The following is a 16,676-nucleotide window of genomic DNA, read 5'->3' as shown; positions in this document are numbered from 1 at the left end:
TCCGACGCCGCCGGCTATTGTGAAGCAGGCGCTCGGCAAACGAGAAACGACCGTCAGAACTGGACCTGCAAGCCGCCCGTCATGCGCGCAGGGTTCCGAACGATCAGCACCTCGTCGTACAACGAGGCCGGGTCGCCGTCGTGGAAGGCCGTCCGGAGATCGACGAAGAAGCTGACGATCCCGGCCGGAAGCGGCTGAAACGGCGCGCGTTGCTGAACCTCCAGCGCGACTCGCTGGCGCCGGAGGGCCGCGGTTCCCGCACTCGCCGGCCGCACGCGGCTGAGCCGATGCGTGAACTGGATGAACGTGGAGGTCCGGGGTGCCGTCCAGCGCACCGACGTCCTGACGTCGCCGACTCGATCCGAGCCTTGCCGGGCCAGGCCGTGGGAATTGGCGCGGACAGCACCCGCGGTCCATTGCGCGTCCGCGACGGCCAGCTCGATCGTCGCCAGCAGGCCGTCATGGGGAGCGCTGGAGAACCGGGCGCGCCAGCCCGAAACCTGGGCGTCGCCGACCGACACGGCGTCGTACTCGCCCGTCGTGGTCGTGGCCGCACCGAACACGATCCCGGTTTGATCCTGGATCGACTGCGTGAACCACTCGACGGCTCCCGAGACGCGCCCACGTCGAGTGAGCTCTCGCTCGAGCCCGACTCGCGATGTCCGCACGCGCTGCGGCGGCAGGCTCGCCCTCCAGCCAACGGCAGACGCGGACGGCGGCGACGAGGGGATCCACGGGCGCCCGCTGGCCTCGGGCAGGAGCGCGCCCGTCCCTGGGCCGGTCTCGGTCTGCGCCGCGCCGACCGACACGAAGGTCCGGGGGAAGAGGGCGGCGCGGACGCCCACTTCCGGGCTGAGCAGCGCCGGCGCAGCCAGCGTGTCGTCGCGATCGATGCGCACGGCGTGCCGCAGTTCCAGCCAGGGTCGGGCCGTCCAGCGATCCGACACGCGGATCGACGCGGTCGTGTGTGGCGGCGGCTGCATGTCCCGGAGTGCGCCGTCGGCCGCCCACGCCGCAGGCTGGCTGCCATAGGCGGCGACGACGTGGAGCCCGTGCTTCCGGCCTTCCCGGGCCCGGTACTCTCCCAGCACGCGCCAGAACGCCGACGTGCCGGACGACATCGCGCCCCTGACCTGCCAGTCGCCCAACACGCCAAGCGGCGCGCCGATCGTCAGATCCGCGCTGCCGCCCGGCCACGTCATCCGATCGACGCCCACGCCCTCGAGCCACACGGGCGTCGTGGTGAAGAGGCTCAACTGTCCGGTCAGCGGCCCATCGTCCAGCATCGCCCTGACGGCGTCGAACGGGCCTGCGGCGGACACCCCGACAGCGGCTCGGCGCGGCTCCTCCTCGGCCGCCGCGTGCTCGGTCGCCTCGGCGATGCCGTGGCCGACGTCGCGAAGGACGGTGCGCGGCAGGTGGCGGAGGCGCCAGGCGATCTCGCTCTGGTTCGTCTCCGCTTCCATGTCGTTCGCGTCTTCCTTGACCAGCGTGATCTGGCGTTCGACCGGACCATCCGAACCGATACGGATGACGCCCCGAATCGCGGGCACGTAGCCATCGCGAACCGCCCGGATGAGATAGCGTCCGGCGGGCAGCGCGACGCTGAACCGGCCGTGACGGTCCGTGAGCGTGGCGGCCACGGTCGTCCCGACGACGAGCACGCTCGCACCGACGATGGCGGCGCCGCGCTCGTCGAGCACCGCGCCGAGCAGGTGGCCCGGCGCGTCCGCGTCGTGTCGACGGAGCGCACCGGCGAACGACTGCGCATCGAGGGGAAGCGGCACGCCCAGGAGGGCGATGAGCGCAAGCGACCTCAGCAGACAGGCAGACATACACCTCTCACGTGAGTGCCGATGTCAGCAGACCGATCGTCTGAACGCGCTTGGGGGAGAAGCGTGAGCCGATCCTAGCAGGCGCGGTGCCGGGAATCGAGCGCGCTTGCGTGGTATCATGGCGGGCTTTGCCGGCGGCGTGCCGGCCCCAGTCGGTTCGTCTGGCTGCCGCAGCAGGCCCGCGGCGCGGGCGCACCTGGAGCGATACCGTGAACATCCGAAGCATTCAGGCCCGCGAGATCCTCGACTCGCGTGGCAATCCGACCGTTGAAGTCGAGGTGGTTCTCGAATCGGGCGTGACAGGCCGCGCCGCGGTGCCGTCGGGCGCGTCGACCGGCACGCGCGAGGCGCTCGAGCTGCGCGACGGCGACAAGCATCGGTACGGCGGCAAGGGGGTGCTCAAAGCGGTCGGCCACGTGAACGACGAGGTCGCCGGCGCGCTCGCCGGCATGCCGGCGGATCCGCGCGCCGTGGACGAGCGCCTGCTCGCGCTCGACGGCACGCCGAACCTCGCCCGTCTCGGGGCGAACGCCGTGCTGGGCGTCTCGATGGCCACGGCCCACGCGGCCGCGGCCGCCGCCGGCGAGCCGCTCTACGAGTATCTGGCGACGCTCGTCCCGCCCGCCGCGCGAGCGTCCGGCCCGCTGCTGCCGGTGCCGATGATGAACATCCTGAACGGCGGCGCTCACGCCGACACGAACGTCGACTTCCAGGAGTTCATGGTCATGCCGGCCGGTCTTCCGAGCTTCTCGGAAGCGCTCCGTGCCGGCGTCGAAACCTTCCATGCGCTTCGTGGGCTGCTGAAGAAGCGCGGCCTGGCGACCGGCGTCGGCGACGAAGGCGGCTTCGCGCCCAGCCTCTCCTCGAACCGCGAAGCCGTCGAGCTGGTGCTGGAAGCCATCCACGCCGCCGGCTACACGCCCGGCCAGGACATGTTCGTCGCGCTCGACGTCGCGTCGAGCGAGTTCTTCGACGAACACGCCAAGCACTACGTCCTCGAGAAGTCAGGGGAGGGCACGAAGTCCAGCCTCGACATGATCGAGATGTACAAGGACTGGGTACGGCAGTACCCCATCATCTCGATCGAAGACGGCCTCGCGGAAGGCGACTGGCCCGGCTGGCAGCGGCTCACGGCCGAGCTCGGCTCGAAGGTGCAGCTCGTCGGCGACGACGTGTTCGTGACGAATCCGGCGATCCTGCGACAGGGCATCGAGCAGCGGGTCGGCAACGCGCTGCTCGTCAAGCTGAACCAGATCGGCACCGTCTCGCAGACGCTCTCCGCCGTCGAAATGGCGCGCCAGGCCGGCTATGCCAGCGTCATCTCCCACCGGTCGGGTGAGACGGAAGACACGACGATTGCCGATCTCGCCGTCGCGACGTGCGCCGGCCAGATCAAGACCGGGTCGGCGAGCCGGGCCGACCGCACGGCCAAGTACAACCAACTGCTGCGCATCGAATCGGCCTTGGGCGCCGCCGCCCGCTACGCCGGCCGGGGCGCGGTCAAACAGCTCGCCTAGCGCCATGTACACGCTCGTTCTGCTCCGTCACGGCGAAAGCACCTGGAACAAGGACAACCGGTTCACGGGATGGACCGACGTCGATCTCAGCGAGCGCGGGCTCGTCGAGGCCCGTGAGGCCGGCGTGCTGCTGCGCGACTCGGGGTACTCCTTCGACGTCGCGTTCACGTCCGTGTTGAAGCGGGCGATTCGCACCTGCTGGATCGTGCTCGACGAGCTGGACCTGCTCTGGCTTCCGGTCGAGCGCCACTGGCGTCTGAACGAGCGCCATTACGGGGCGCTCCAGGGGCTGAACAAAGCCGAGACCGCCGCCAAGCACGGCGAGGAGCAGGTGAAGATCTGGCGCCGGAGCTACGACATCCCGCCGCCGGCTCTGGACGTCGACGACCCGCGCCACCCGCGGTTCGACCGCCGGTACGCCGGGCTCTCGAGCGGCGAGCTGCCCGCCACCGAGTCGCTGGAGGACACCGTCGCGCGCGTCGTCCCGTACTGGACCGGCACGTTGGCGCCCGAGATCCAGCGCGGCCGGCGGGTGCTGATCGCGGCGCACGGCAACAGCCTTCGCGCGCTCGTGAAGTATCTGGATGGCATGTCGGACGAGGAGATCGTCGAGCTGAACATCCCGACGGGGATTCCGCTCGTCTACGAGCTCGACGCGTCGCTCGAGCCGATCGAGCACTACTACCTGGGCGATCCGGAGGCCGCCGCGCGGGCGGCGGCAGCGGTCGCTCAGCAGGCCAAGGCGTCCGGCCGCTAAGGCGCTACTCGACTTCCTTCTCGGCGGCCTCGTCGGCGGAGATTCGGAGTGACTTCAGGAAGCGTCGATCGTTGGCGCTCATCTCGACGCCGGCGCGCTGGCCCTGCCGGCGCGCCGCATTCGCCTTCCCCTGCCCGGTCGCCGATCGATCGGCGAAGCCGATGACGGCTTCGAGCGAGACACGAAGGTCGAACCCCGCCGCGCGAGCCTTCTCGCGACACGCGTCGACGCGCGGGTCCTGAGCCACTGCCTGCGAGATGGCGGCAGACAACTCACGAGCCAACTGGTTCACGAGCGCATCCATCCGAACCTCCTGACTCCGGGACGGCGAAGCAATTGTAGAAGGCGCTCGGCGAGGGTGTCAAACGCCAAAGCGTTCTTTTGCGCCGAGAAAATGGGGTGTTTTCGATACACTCGTTCTTCCGGTCGCGCGACGAAAGTCGCGCCGGCCGCGTACTCTCGCCGGCTCACGGTTGTTTAGAATGCGTCGATGACTCGCCCGTTCGCGCGGCCGGAAGACGTGAGGCGTCCGTTCGAGCCCGGAGACCTGGAGCCCGGCCTCTTCCCGTTCACGCGGGGCGTCCAGCCGACCATGTATCGCGATCGGCTCTGGACGATGCGGCAGTACGCCGGCTACGGGAGCGCAGCGGAGTCGAACGGCCGATTTCGCTTTCTGCTGGCCCAGGGCGTCACCGGCCTCAGCGTCGCGTTCGACCTGCCCACGCAGATGGGCTTCGACCCCGACCATCCGCTCGCGGCCGGAGAAGTGGGACGCGTGGGCGTGTCGATCGCCTCGCTCGACGACATGGCGGCCCTCTTCGAGGCCGTGCCGCTCGACGGCGTTTCGGTGTCGATGACGATCAACGCCACCGCCGCCATCCTGCTCGCCTGCTACGTGGCGCTGGCCAGGCGCCGGAACGTGCCGCCCGCGCGGCTGGCCGGCACGATCCAGAACGACGTCCTGAAGGAGTACATCGCGCGAGGCACCTACATCTACCCTCCGCGCCGCGCACTCCAGCTCGTCACCGACGTCATGGCGTGGTGCGATCGCGAGCTGCCGCAGTGGCATCCCATCTCGATCAGCGGTTACCACATGCGTGAGGCGGGCGCGACCGCCGCGCAGGAGGTCGCCTTCACGCTGGCCAACGGCGTCACCTACGTGGAGGCTGCCCGCGACGCCGGTCTCGATCTCGACCGCATCGGCGCGCGCCTCTCGTTCTTCTTCGCCGCGCACAACGACTTCCTCGAGGAGATCGCGAAGTTCAGGGCGGCGCGGCGGCTCTGGGCGCATCTCATGCGCGATCGCTTCGGCGTCTCGAACGACCGCGCCTGCCAGCTCCGCTTCCACACGCAGACCGCGGGCAGCACCCTCACCGCCCAGCAGCCGGACAACAACGTCGTCCGCGTCGCGCTCCAGGCGCTCGCGGCCGTGCTGGGCGGCACGCAGTCGCTCCACTGCAACAGCCGCGACGAAGCGCTGGGGCTGCCGAGCGAGGCCGCCGCCACGCTGGCCCTCCGGACGCAGCAGATTATCGCGCACGAGACCGGCGTCGCGGCGGCGGCCGATCCTTTGGGCGGCGCGTGGGAGATCGAGCGGCGAACCGAGGCGATCGAGACGCAGGCTCGCGCGTTGATCGCCGAGATCGACGCGTCGGGCGGCACGGTGGCCGCCGTCGAACGCGGGCACGTCCAGCGTTCGATTCAGGAAGCGGCTTACCGTGACCAGCAGACCGTCGACTCGGCCGCCAGGGTCGTCGTCGGCGTGAACCGGTTTCAGGAAGAGAGACCCGTGATTCAGCCGTTTCGCGTGGACCCCGAGGTCGAACGCCGCCAGATTGCAGCGGTCCGGGCGCTGCGTGCTCAGCGCGGTGCCGCGGCGTGGCAGTCGGCCCTCGACGCGCTCGCCAGCGCGGCGCGCGACGGCGTCAACGTGATGCCGTTCATCCTGGGCGCGGTGGAGGCGCATGCGACGGTCGGCGAGATCGCCGACGTCCTTCGCGGGGTGTTCGGCGAGTACCGAGACCCGCATGCCTGATGCCCCGCTGCTGGCGGTGCGCGGCCTGCGGACGGTCTTCCCCGTGCGGCCCGGCGTCGACGCGGCGGCCGTCGACGACGTGTCGTTCGACGTCAGGCGCGGCGAAGTGCTCGGCCTCGTCGGCGAGTCGGGAAGCGGCAAGTCCGTGACAGCGCTGTCGATCGTTCGGCTGGTACCGCCACCAGGCCGGGTGGCGTCCGGCCACGTCTGGCTCGACGGACGCGACCTCGTCCAGATCGACGAGCGCGACATGCAGCGGATTCGCGGACGCCGGATCGGCTTCGTCTTCCAGGAACCGATGGTCGCGCTCGATCCGGTCTACACGGTCGGACGTCAGATCGAAGAGACGCTTGCCGTTCACGGACTCGCCCGCGGGGCCAGCGCACGTCGACGTGCAGTGGAACTGCTGGCCGCGGCGCGCGTCCCCGACCCTGCACGCCGGGCTGGCGAGTACCCGCACCAGCTCAGCGGCGGACTCCGCCAGCGCGCGATGATCGCGCTGGCGCTCGCCGCCGAACCGGCGCTGCTCATCGCCGATGAGCCGACGACCGCGCTCGACGCCACGGTCCAGGCCGAGATCCTCGACCTGCTTCGACAGCTTCGAGCCGAGCTCGGCCTCTCGGTGCTGCTCATCACCCACGATCTCGGCGTCATCGCCGAGATGGCCGAGCGGGTCGCCGTGATGTACGCGGGACGACTCGTCGAAGAGGCGCCCGTCGCCTCGCTGCTGCGCTCCCCGAAGCACCCCTATACCCGGGCCTTGCTCAGCTCGGTGCCGGGCGTGACGGACGGGCCGCGGCTGCACGCGATCGCCGGCAGCGTGCCGGCGTTGGGACAGGTGCCACCAGGGTGCCCGTTCGCGCCGCGATGCCCGCGGCGCATCGCGGCGTGCGACGCGCTGCCGGATCTGCTCGACCTCGGCGGCACCGGCCATCTGGTCCGCTGCATCCTCGCGTCCGGCTGATGCCCGCTGCGCCGCCGCTCCTCGACGTCCGGCACCTCGTGAAGGTCTACGGCACGCCCGGCCTGCGGCTCGGGCGCAGGCCACCGGCCGTCGCCGTGGATGACGTCTCGTTCACGATCGCCGAAGGCGAGACGTTCGGGCTGGTCGGCGAGTCGGGGTGCGGCAAGACGACCACCGGGCGCTGCCTCCTTCGGCTCGTCGAGCCAACGTCGGGCGACATCCGGTTCAGGGATCTCGACGTGCGGGCGCTGTCGGCAGCCGAGCTGCGACGCGCGCGGCGGCACTTTCAAATCGTCTTTCAGGATCCGTACTCGTCGCTGAACCCTCGGATGCGCGCCGGCGCGATCGTCGAAGAGCCGCTCGCCATCCACGGCATCGGCGACAGGGCGTCGCGGGCCGCTCGCGCGCGCGCGCTCTTCGATCTGGTCGGGCTTCCGGCCGACGCGGCCTCGAAGTTCCCGCACGAGTTCAGCGGCGGCCAGCGGCAGCGCATCGGCCTCGCGCGCGCCCTGGCGCTCGAGCCGTCGTTCATCGTCGCCGACGAACCGGTCTCGGCGCTCGACGTCTCGGTGCAGGCCCAGGTCGTGAACCTGCTGCTCGATCTCCAGCAGCGTCTCGGCCTGACCTATCTCTTCATCTCCCACGACCTGCGCCTCGTGCGTCAGATCTGCAGCCGGGTGGCCGTGATGTACCGGGGACGCATCGTCGAGCTCGCGCCGGCGAGCGCGCTGTTCCGGCGCCCGGCGCACCCGTACACGCGCGCGCTGTTGTCGGCGATGCCCGTCCTCGAGGCCGGAGCGCACCGCGATCGCGTCGTCTACGATCCGGCGTCACTCGAGAGGCTGCCGCTGCGAGAGATCGCGCCGCAGCACTACGCGGCGCTGTCCTGATCGATTGGGCGCAGCCGGCGGCGCGTGTTGCCAACGGCCTCAGCGGCCGCGCATCGCGGCCGGACCGGGACGGTCGTTAGCGGCGAGATCGCCGAGCACGTACTGCATCCCCGCGAGGATGTGCTCGAGCAGCGCCGGGTTGTTGTAGTAGATCGACTCGTGATGGCCGAGGGCCTCGTAGAAGACCCGGCCGCTCCCTTCGCGGCGGATCCAGCTCAGCGGGTAGTCCCGATCGCTTCTGGGCCGCGCCTCCAACGCCTTGTCGCAGTCGGTCATCAACGAGTAGTCGATGCTGGTCAGCACGTGGACGTTCCGTCGCGAGAACGACTCCTCGTTGAACGTGTAGATCTCGTCGATCGTGTTGAACGGCCGTCCTTTGAACGCCGCGTTGATGGAACTCGCGGGATCGTCGATCTTCACCGTGACGGGCGTCGGGTAGAGCCAGTGCCACTTGAAATAGCCGCCGATCGCCCTGTTGAACTCCGGCCACAGCGGACTGCCGCCGCCATTGCCTCCCGACGCGGTGCCGACGCAGGGGGTGCCCGGAGTGCGCGGCTGCGCTTTCATAGTCCCGGGTGTCGGCGCACCGCCGTGATAGGAATCCGCCGCCGCGTGAATGCCCGCCAGGCCCTTGCCGCCGCGGACGAACTCGATCAGCGCCGATCGCCGCGCCTCGGTCGCCGCCGCGTCGTTCGCGGCATCGAGGAACGTGCCGGTCGTGCCGTCCAAGAAGATCGCGTCGTACGGCTTCAGGTTGCCGGCGGTCACCGACGCGGCGTCGTAGGTGACGTCCGTCGACCACGCTCCGGTCTTCGCGCCCATCTCGGTGATCGTCCTGGCCGCGAGGGGGATCGACGAGTGGACGTAGCCCTGCGATGCGGCCAGCACGAGCACGCGGCGCGGCTGCCTTGGCGCGGCCGGCGCCTTCGCCGGCAGCACGCTGATCATCCGCTTGACGTCGTCGTCGCAGGGCGCCTGCGGCTGGCTGCTCCGTCCGCCGCAGGGCGCTTGTGCTCGAGCAACGGCGATGGCCATGACGACGCCGGCCGCGAGCACGAGTCCTCCTCCGATCGATCGTGCGAACATCGTGCGTCCTCCTGCGCCGCGGGCGCCGGATTCGAGCCCGCGCCCGAGCACGTTGCTTGCGTTGGTTCCGGTCGGAACACGATATCACCTACCAGATCTGGTAATACCCGCCTCGGGCCTCGACGTCGAGCGGCACGCCGAACAACGCGGTGAGCGCCGCGGGCGTCAGCACGTCCGGCTTGCGCCCGTCGCGGACGATGCGGCCGGCGCGCAGGAGGATGACGCGATCGATCTCCGGAACGATGTCGGGCAGATGGTGCGTGACCAGCACGATCGTGGTGCCAGCCCTGGCGATCTTGCGCACGATGTCGCGAAGCTCGTAGGTCGCCCGCACGTCGAGGCTGTTGGTCGGCTCGTCGAGCACGAGCGCCTTGGGATCGTGGACGAGCGCGCGGCCGATCACGAGCCGCCGCGCTTCTCCAGACGAGATCTCGTCGACGTACCGCTCGGCGAGATGGGGGATCTCCAGCAGCGCGAGGATCTCGTCGGTCTTCCGCTCCATCGCCGGCGTGACCTCGAGGTGCGGCCACAGCCCCACGCTCGAGAAGAACCCCGACAGAACGGTCTCACGTCCGGTGACGTGACGCGTGCAGGCCGCGACCTGGTCGTTCGTGACGATCCCGAGCAGGACGCGCAGGTCGAAGACGCTCCACGTCTCGCGGCCCATGATGCGAAGGCCCGTCGGCCCCGCCCCGAGGTACGGATAGCACTCACGCGTCATCGTCTTGATGAGCGTGGACTTGCCGCATCCGTTCGGGCCGAGGATGGCGACGTGCTCGCCCACGTCGAGCGAGAACGTGACGCCGTCGAGCGCGATCCGGTCGCCGCGGTAGATGGTGACGTTCTCGTACTCGAGCAGCCGCACGCGCTGCGTTCTAGCGCGCGAGGGCGCGGGCGCTCACGAGCTGCACGCAGACGGCCACGACCCGCATGGCCTGCTCGACCTGCGACAGCGGCGGAAGCGACGGCGCGATCCGGATGTTGCGGTTGCGCGGATCGCGGCCGTAGGGAAACGTCGCACCCGCCCCGGTGAGCTTGACGCCGGCCTCGTCGGCCAGCCGGACGACGTCGGCCGCGCAGCCGTCGAGGGTGTCGAGGCTGACGAAGTATCCGCCCCGCGGCTTCGTCCAGGTGGCCACGCCCTTTCCGCCGAGCTCGGCCTCGAAGACGGCCGCCACGGCGTCGAACTTCGGCCGGAGCAGCTCCGCGTGCTTCGCCATGTGCGCGCGCACGCCAGCCAGGTGCCCGAAGAACCGCGCGTGGCGCAACTGGTTGATCTTGTCAGGACCGATCGTCTGGATCCCGGTGTGGCGCTTGATGTCCGCGACGTTCGCGGCGCTCGACGCGACGGCCGCCACGCCCGCCCCGGCGAACGAGATCTTCGACGTCGACGCGAAGACGAGCGGCCGGTTCGGGTGCCCGGCCGCGGCGCACGCATCGAGGATGTTCGTGAGCGGATCCGTCGCACCGTACAGGTCGTGGACGACGTACGCGTTGTCCCAGAACAGACGGAAGTCCGGCGCCGCGGTCTTCATGTGCGCCAGACGCTCGACGACGCGATGGCTGTAGGTGATGCCGGTGGGGTTGCTGTACTTGGGCACCGCCCAGAGGCCTTTGACGGCGGGGTCGGTGGCCACGAGCCGCTCCACCTGGTCCATGTCCGGACCTTCGTCGTCCATGTCCACGTTGATCATCTCGATCCCGTGGTGCTGGCAGATCGCGAAGTGCCGGTCGTAGCCAGGTGTCGGGCAGAGGAACTTGGCGGGGTGCGCTTTCCACGGAGCGCCGCCGTCGAGCACGCCGTGCAGGAGCGCCCGCACGATCGCGTCGTGCATCATCTGCAGGCTCGAGTTGCCGCCGACCACGACGTGCCCCGGCGTCGTCTCGAGCATCTCGGCGATGAGCGCCTTCATCTCGGGAAGCCCATCCACGCCGCCGTAGTTGCGCGTGTCGGTCCCGTCCGACGCCAGGACATCGCGGCCGCTCACGTTGTCGAGCATGGGCGCCGCCAGGTCGAGCTGCTCGGCTGACGGCTTGCCGCGCGTCATGTCGAGCTTGAGCCCCTGGGCTTTGAACTGCTGGTATCGGCGCTCGGATTCCTCGAGCAGGGCGGAGACGTTCACGGACGGCGCGTGCGGAGGCATACCGGCCAATTATGCCGCACGGCGCACGTCTTTCTCGACCTGACCGTCGCGGATGTGAATCGCGCGCGCCGCATAGGCGGCCACGTCGGCTTCGTGCGTCACGAGCACGATCGTGTTGCCGCCGTCGTGCAGCCGCTGGAAGAGCGCCATGATCTCCACGCCGGTCTTCGAGTCGAGATTGCCGGTCGGCTCGTCGGCGAGCAGAATCGACGGGTTGTTCACGAGCGCGCGCGCGATGGCCACGCGCTGCCGCTGGCCGCCCGACATCTCGTTCGGCCGATGGTTCTTCCGATCCGTCAGCTCGACGCGGCTCAGCGCTTCCGCCGCCCGCTCGGCGCGCTCCTTCGCCGGTACGCCCGCGTAGATGAGCGGCAATTCGACGTTGTGCACCGCGGTGGCGCGGGGCAGCAGGTTGAACGTCTGGAACACGAACCCGATCTCCTCGTTCCGGATTCTCGCCAGCTCGTCGTCGTTCATCTGGCTGACCTGTTTGCCGTTCAGCAAGTAGCTGCCCTTCGTTGGCGTGTCGAGGCAGCCGATCAGGTTCATCAGGGTCGACTTGCCCGAGCCGGAGGGTCCCATGATCGCCACGTACTCGCCGCGGTCGATCTGGATCGAGACGCCGCGGAGCGCGTGCACCTCCTCCGCGCCCATTTGATAGGTCTTCCAGAGATCGACGGTCTCAATCAGCGCCATGGATGGCTCCAGGGAGGTGGGCTCCGTCACCAGGCCGACAGCCCTTCAGCGTGCGTTTCACAACTCCCGCAACGGGGGGGGCGCCGGACGGGGCCCCCGCGCGGCGCTCAGGCGACGCCCGTAATCACGCGCGTGGTGCCGAGCACCACGTGGGGCTGTCCGGCGACAGGACCCGCGCTCGCCGAGTTCTCGAAACACGCTCTCAAGGATACGTGAACACCGCAGAAGGCGTTCGGTTTCACGCCCGCCGCGGCGCGGCGACCTCGAACGTGCCGCCGCGCGCGGGCTCGCCGCCCTACTCCTCGTCCTCGCGGAGCTTCGCGACGACGCTGAAGTCCTCGAGCGTGGTCGTGTCCTGGGTGATGGTCTCGACGCCGGCGGCGACGTCGCGGAGCAGGCGGCGCATGATCTTGCCGGACCGCGTCTTCGGGAGGCTCTCGGCGAAGCGGATGCGGTCGGGCTTCGCGAGCGCGCCCACTTCCCTGGCGACGTGCGCCGTGAGCTCGGCCCGAAGCGCGTCGTCCGGCAACCGCCCCGGATGCGTCGCCGCCCAGTTGCCGCGGAGCGTGACGAAGGCACAAATGGCGTTGCCTTTGATCTCGTGCGGATAGCCGACGACGGCGGCCTCGGCCACCGCAGGATGCGAGACGAGCGCCGACTCCACTTCCATCGTGCCCAACAGATGGCCCGACACCTTGATCACGTCGTCGATGCGGCCTTGAATCCAGAAGTATCCGTCTTCGTCGCGCCTGGCACCGTCGGCGGAGAAGTAGTAGGGCATGCCCGTGACCGGATCCTTCACGCGCCCCCAGTAGTTCGTGACGAACCGCTCGCGGTTGCCGTACACGCCGCGCAGCATGCCGGGCCACGGTTTGCGGATGACGAACAGCCCGCCCTTGTTCGGCGGAAGCTCGTGCCCCTGTTCGTTGACGATCGCCGCGTCGATGCCGACCATCGGGAGGGTGCAACTGCCCGGCTTCGTCGGAATGGCGCCGGGAAGAGGCGTCACGACGTGGCCGGCCGTTTCCGTCTGCCAGTAGGTGTCGACGACCGGGCACCGGCCCTTGCCGATCGTGTTGTGGTACCAGATCCACGCCTCCGGATTGATGGGCTCTCCCACCGTGCCGAGCAGGCGAAGGCTGGACATGTCGTGCCGGGCGGGCCAGTCCTGTCCCCACTTCATGAACGTGCGGATGGCGGTCGGCGCCGTGTAGAACTGCGTGACCTCGTGGCGCGCGATGATGTCCCAGAATCGATCGTTCTGCGGGAAGTTCGGCGCGCCTTCGTACATCAACGAGGGGACGCGGTTCGCCAGGATCCCGTAGAGGACGTACGAGTGGCCCGTCACCCAGCCGATGTCGGCCGAGCACCAGAAGAGCTGGCCGGCGTCCGGCTGCAGGTTGAAGGCGAGCCGCGCGGTCATCGTCACGAACGCGAGGTACCCGGCCGTCGTGTGGACAATCCCCTTCGGCTTTCCGGTCGAGCCGCTCGTGTAGAGCAGGAACAGCATGTCCTCGCTGTCCATCGCTTCACAGGGGCACGCATCGGACGCGGCGTCCACGACGTCGTGCCACCAGTGGAACCGCGTCCCGTGATCGATGCCGGCCGGGCGCTCGCCCGTCACGAAGCGCGCATCCGGTGAGTCCTGGCCGGTGCGCTGCAGCACGAGCACGTGGTCGACGATGTGGCCGTGGCCGGCGAGCTGCCGGCACGCATCGGCGACGTTCCTCAGCAGCGGCACGACGTCGCCGCGACGGTACCCGCCGTCGGCCGTGACGATCACGCGGCTGTGCGCGTCCTGGGCGCGCTCGCTGATCGCGTGCGGCGCGAACCCGCCGAAGATCACCGAGTGGGCGGCCCCGATGCGCGCGCACGCGAGCATCGCGACCGCCAGCTCCGGCACCATCGGCATGTAGATGGTGACGACGTCGCCCTTCTTGACGCCGAGGCCCTTGAGCGTGTTCCCCAGCCGGCTCGCCTGAATCTGCAGTTCGCGGTACGTGAGGCGGCGGATCTCGGGACCGCGTCCATCCTCTCGCACCGGCTCGCCTTCCCAGACGATGGCGATGTCTTCGCCTCGGCCGGCCTGGACGTGCCGGTCCACGCAGTTGTAGCAGGCGTTCAACTGGCCGCCGACGAACCACTTGGCGTCCGGAGGGTCCCAACTGAGCACGCGCGAGAACGGCGCGAACCAGGAAAGCTGACGAGCTTCCTCGCGCCAGAAGGCGTCAGGATCCGCGAGAGAGCGCGCGTGCAGCGCGCGATACTCGTCGAGCGACCCGACGTGCCAGTGAGAGAAGCCGACGGCGCCTGGCGGCGGCGCTGGAAACAGGCGCTGCTCCTGCAGCGAGGATTCAATCGCTGTGTGATCCGGGGTCCGTGCGCTCATAGGCTGGCTCTGCCGCACTATACCTCTTGCGGCACGGGAGCGAGAGCGCCCTCCTCAGCGTGACGCCGTTTGCCGGACCCTGACGATCTCGACCGAGCACCGCGCGTGGCGGACGACGGATTCGGCCACGCTGCCGAGCAGCAGGCGATCGAGGCCCCGCCGGCCGTGCGAGCCGATCACGATGAGATCGGCCGTCCATTTCTCGGCCTCCTCGAGGATCGCGTGCCGGGCGTCGTCGTCCGGCATGGCCGTGGTCGTCTGGAATCCGGCGGTCCTGAGCCGTTCGGCGGTGCGCTCGATCAGGCGGGCGGCCTCGTCGAAGCTCTTGTTCTTGCTGGCGAGGATGTCGTTCGCGTACGTCGGGCCTTCTCCGAACCGGAACGAGGCCGGCAGCTCCTTCAGCCATTCGACGGCGTGGAGGACGCGAACCTCGGCACGCTCGGGTCGGAACCGATCGATCAGCGCGTCCACGGCGGCGTCGGAGTGGACGGAGCCGTCGATCGCCAGCAGGATCTTCGTCGTCTCGGCCATCGGTCCTCCGGAGCGGTGGCGCCGTCAGGCGGGCAGCGACGGCGGGGTCTTCTTGCGGACGACCAGCATGCCGAGGAGCGACCCGATCATGCTGGCCACGGCGTACGCGGGAATCGTCACGAGACTCAACAGGAACAGAAAGCTGCCGCCGGCGAAGATGCCGAGCACGCGATCGCGCACCTCGATCGGCACCTGCGGGTTGCTCTCCAGCGCGCTCCGCAGCCGCTCCTCGAACTCGACGCCGGCGTCGGTCGAGACGATCAGCGAGAACACCGCGAGGTACAGGATCGCGCCGAGCGCGCCGGCGAGCAGGCCCTGGAGCGCCGCGTCGGCGGCCTGGATCGGCGCCGGCGTCGCCTGCTGCAGGAGGTAGGCCGTCAGCGCGCCGCCAGAGACCACCCAGAGGCAGCAGCAGGTGTTCGCCCAGCCGACGATCGGCAGCGACGACAGCACGCCGATGAACAGTCCCCCGAGCAGCGCGGGCTGGAAGCGGCTCATCGGCTAGTCGTAGTACTCCCGGCCGAGGTGCGTGATGAGCTCTTCGCCACGCAGGTAGCGGAGCGTGTTCTTCAGCTTCATCAACTGGATGAAGAGATCGTGCTCGGGGTAGAGTCCCGGCGCGTACATCGGGCTCTTGAAGTAGAACGACAACCACTCCTGGATGCCCTTCATGCCGGCGCGCTTCGCCAGGTCGAGGAAGAGCGCAACGTCGAGCACGATCGGCGCGGCCAGGATGCTGTCGCGGCAGAGGAAGTTCACCTTCAACTGCATCGGATAGCCGAGCCAGCCGAAGATGTCGATGTTGTCCCAGCCTTCCTTGTTGTCGCCGCGCGGCGGGTAGTAGTTGATCCGGACGACGTGGGCGATGTCCTTGTAGAGATCCGGGTAGAGGTGCGGCTGGAAGATGTAGTCGAGCGCGCCCTTCTTGCTCTCCTCCTTCGTCTTGAAGGACTCCGGATCGTCGAGCACCTCGCCGTCGCGGTTCCCCAGGATGTTCGTGGAGTACCAGCCGCTCACGCCGATCAGCCGCGCCTTCAGCCCGGGCGCGATGATCGTCTTGATCAGCGTCTGGCCCGTCTTCATGTCGCTGCCGCACACGGGCGCGCCGGTCTTCGCCGCCAGCTCCTGGAGGGCGGGCACTTCGGCGCTGAGGTTCGGCGCCGCGTTGCCGTAGGGAATCCCTTCGCTGATCGCGGCGTAGGCGTAGATCATGCTCGAGGCGATGGCCGGATCGTTCTCGGAGAGGCCGCGCTCGAACGCCGCGAGCGACTGGTGGCACGGCGCCTCCTGCATGAAGATCTCGGTGCTCCCGGCCCAGATCAGCACGAGCCGATCGCACCCGTTCTCCGCCTTGAACCTGCGGATGTCGGCGACCAACTGGTCGGCCAGATCCTTCTTGGTCCGTCCCTTCTTGACGTTGGGACCGTCGAGCCGCTTCACGTACTGCCGATCGAAGACGGCGGACATCGGCTTGATGGCGGCCAGCTCGTCCTTGACCTGATCGAGCAGCCTGTCCTCGAGCACGCCGGCGTGCTTCGCCGCCTCGAAGCAGTCGTCCTCGAAGATGTCCCACCCACCGAACACGACGTGATCCAGATCGGCGAGCGGCACGAAGTCCTTGATGAGCGGCGAACGTCCCTCGGTGCGTTTGCCGAGCCGGACGGTGCCCATCTGCGTCAGCGATCCGATGGGCTTCGCGAGCCCCTTGCGGATCGCGAGGACGCCGGCAATCGTCGTCGTGCTGACGGCGCCCAGACCGACCAGCAGCACGCCGAGCTTGCCGCTGGCAGGTGCAATAGACACGTTCTTCATCACGGCCGAAAACTATATCA

General features: G+C 69.2%; 15 protein-coding genes. 5 read left to right on the top strand and 10 right to left on the bottom strand.

Features of this window, described 5'->3' with window-relative positions:
* Positions 1-53 precede the first annotated feature (53 nt).
* Positions 54-1,835 carry a carboxypeptidase regulatory-like domain-containing protein gene (locus IT184_00415; GenBank protein ID MCC7007257.1) on the bottom strand — a complete coding sequence of 594 codons (1,782 nt, stop codon included), beginning with the start codon at positions 1,833-1,835 and terminating at the stop codon, positions 54-56.
* 209 nt (positions 1,836-2,044) lie between these two features.
* Between IT184_00415 and eno the strand changes: the two genes are divergently transcribed.
* Together eno and gpmA are read left to right on the top strand one after the other, a co-directional pair.
* Positions 2,045-3,352, top strand: coding sequence for a phosphopyruvate hydratase (gene eno / locus IT184_00410; protein MCC7007256.1), 1,308 nt, complete (start codon positions 2,045-2,047; stop codon positions 3,350-3,352).
* A 4-nt stretch (positions 3,353-3,356) separates the two neighbouring features.
* Positions 3,357-4,109 carry a 2,3-diphosphoglycerate-dependent phosphoglycerate mutase gene (gene gpmA, locus IT184_00405; GenBank protein MCC7007255.1) on the top strand — a complete coding sequence of 251 codons (753 nt, stop codon included), beginning with the start codon at positions 3,357-3,359 and terminating at the stop codon, positions 4,107-4,109.
* Positions 4,110-4,113: 4 nt separating this feature from the next.
* On the opposite strand, the gene IT184_00400 is transcribed toward gpmA, so the two are convergent.
* Positions 4,114-4,413 carry a hypothetical protein gene (locus IT184_00400; GenBank protein ID MCC7007254.1) on the bottom strand — a complete coding sequence of 100 codons (300 nt, stop codon included), beginning with the start codon at positions 4,411-4,413 and terminating at the stop codon, positions 4,114-4,116.
* A gap of 186 nt (positions 4,414-4,599) precedes the next feature.
* Between IT184_00400 and IT184_00395 the strand changes: the two genes are divergently transcribed.
* Genes IT184_00395 through IT184_00385 form a run of 3 tightly spaced genes read left to right on the top strand, consistent with a single transcriptional unit; the run spans position 4,600 to position 7,998 of the window.
* Positions 4,600-6,144: a methylmalonyl-CoA mutase gene (locus tag IT184_00395; GenBank protein MCC7007253.1), complete on the top strand. Its 1,545-nt coding sequence runs from the start codon at positions 4,600-4,602 to the stop codon at positions 6,142-6,144.
* On the top strand, positions 6,137-7,108 hold the full coding sequence (locus IT184_00390; protein ID MCC7007252.1) for an ABC transporter ATP-binding protein: 972 nt from the start codon (positions 6,137-6,139) through the stop codon (positions 7,106-7,108). Before IT184_00395 ends, IT184_00390 begins: the two co-directional genes overlap by 8 nt.
* Positions 7,108-7,998, top strand: a complete 891-nt coding sequence (locus IT184_00385) for an ABC transporter ATP-binding protein (protein MCC7007251.1) — start codon at positions 7,108-7,110, stop codon at positions 7,996-7,998. The genes IT184_00390 and IT184_00385 overlap by 1 nt, the downstream gene beginning before the upstream one ends.
* A 39-nt stretch (positions 7,999-8,037) precedes the next feature.
* Here IT184_00385 and IT184_00380 read toward each other — a convergent pair whose 3' ends face one another.
* From IT184_00380 to IT184_00345, 8 genes are all read right to left on the bottom strand, one after another.
* Positions 8,038-9,084, bottom strand: coding sequence for a ThuA domain-containing protein (locus tag IT184_00380; protein ID MCC7007250.1), 1,047 nt, complete (start codon positions 9,082-9,084; stop codon positions 8,038-8,040).
* Positions 9,085-9,172: 88 nt separating this feature from the next.
* Positions 9,173-9,949 carry an ATP-binding cassette domain-containing protein gene (locus IT184_00375; protein ID MCC7007249.1) on the bottom strand — a complete coding sequence of 259 codons (777 nt, stop codon included), beginning with the start codon at positions 9,947-9,949 and terminating at the stop codon, positions 9,173-9,175.
* Between the two features lie 10 nt (positions 9,950-9,959).
* Positions 9,960-11,228 (bottom strand): aminotransferase class I/II-fold pyridoxal phosphate-dependent enzyme, encoded by a 1,269-nt coding sequence (locus tag IT184_00370; protein MCC7007248.1) that lies wholly within the window; start codon positions 11,226-11,228, stop codon positions 9,960-9,962.
* 9 nt (positions 11,229-11,237) lie between these two features.
* Positions 11,238-11,918, bottom strand: coding sequence for an ABC transporter ATP-binding protein (locus IT184_00365; protein ID MCC7007247.1), 681 nt, complete (start codon positions 11,916-11,918; stop codon positions 11,238-11,240).
* Positions 11,919-12,219: 301 nt separating this feature from the next.
* Positions 12,220-14,313 carry an acetate--CoA ligase gene (acs, locus tag IT184_00360; protein MCC7007246.1) on the bottom strand — a complete coding sequence of 698 codons (2,094 nt, stop codon included), beginning with the start codon at positions 14,311-14,313 and terminating at the stop codon, positions 12,220-12,222.
* A gap of 54 nt (positions 14,314-14,367) precedes the next feature.
* Positions 14,368-14,844, bottom strand: coding sequence for a universal stress protein (locus IT184_00355; GenBank protein MCC7007245.1), 477 nt, complete (start codon positions 14,842-14,844; stop codon positions 14,368-14,370).
* Positions 14,845-14,868: 24 nt separating this feature from the next.
* A complete protein-coding gene (locus IT184_00350; GenBank protein MCC7007244.1) occupies positions 14,869-15,342 on the bottom strand; it encodes a hypothetical protein in 474 nt (157 codons plus the stop codon).
* Positions 15,343-15,345: 3 nt separating this feature from the next.
* Complete coding sequence (locus IT184_00345; protein MCC7007243.1) at positions 15,346-16,656, bottom strand: inositol-3-phosphate synthase; 1,311 nt, start codon at positions 16,654-16,656, stop codon at positions 15,346-15,348.
* Between the last annotated feature and the right edge of the window lie 20 nt (positions 16,657-16,676).

It is taken from the genome of Acidobacteriota bacterium, assembly GCA_020853395.1.
In the GTDB taxonomy this organism is placed as follows: domain Bacteria; phylum Acidobacteriota; class Vicinamibacteria; order Vicinamibacterales; family SCN-69-37; genus JADYYY01.
The sequence above is the reverse complement of the archived record's forward strand: the minus strand, read 5'-3'. Positions and strand labels throughout refer to the sequence as shown.

Bases quoted from the DNA above. Each gene is read 5' to 3' on its own strand.
- IT184_00350 (MCC7007244.1), bottom strand. From the start codon at position 15,342: ATGAGCCGCTTCCAGCCCGCGCTGCTCGGGGGACTGTTCATCGGCGTG.
- IT184_00380 (MCC7007250.1), bottom strand. From the start codon at position 9,084: ATGTTCGCACGATCGATCGGAGGAGGACTCGTGCTCGCGGCCGGCGTC.
- IT184_00355 (MCC7007245.1), bottom strand. From the start codon at position 14,844: ATGGCCGAGACGACGAAGATCCTGCTGGCGATCGACGGCTCCGTCCAC.
- IT184_00400 (MCC7007254.1), bottom strand. From the start codon at position 4,413: ATGGATGCGCTCGTGAACCAGTTGGCTCGTGAGTTGTCTGCCGCCATC.
- IT184_00415 (MCC7007257.1), bottom strand. From the start codon at position 1,835: ATGTCTGCCTGTCTGCTGAGGTCGCTTGCGCTCATCGCCCTCCTGGGC.
- acs (MCC7007246.1), bottom strand. From the start codon at position 14,313: ATGAGCGCACGGACCCCGGATCACACAGCGATTGAATCCTCGCTGCAG.
- gpmA (MCC7007255.1), top strand. From the start codon at position 3,357: ATGTACACGCTCGTTCTGCTCCGTCACGGCGAAAGCACCTGGAACAAG.
- IT184_00345 (MCC7007243.1), bottom strand. From the start codon at position 16,656: ATGAAGAACGTGTCTATTGCACCTGCCAGCGGCAAGCTCGGCGTGCTG.
- IT184_00395 (MCC7007253.1), top strand. From the start codon at position 4,600: ATGACTCGCCCGTTCGCGCGGCCGGAAGACGTGAGGCGTCCGTTCGAG.
- IT184_00385 (MCC7007251.1), top strand. From the start codon at position 7,108: ATGCCCGCTGCGCCGCCGCTCCTCGACGTCCGGCACCTCGTGAAGGTC.
- IT184_00390 (MCC7007252.1), top strand. From the start codon at position 6,137: ATGCCTGATGCCCCGCTGCTGGCGGTGCGCGGCCTGCGGACGGTCTTC.
- IT184_00370 (MCC7007248.1), bottom strand. From the start codon at position 11,228: ATGCCTCCGCACGCGCCGTCCGTGAACGTCTCCGCCCTGCTCGAGGAA.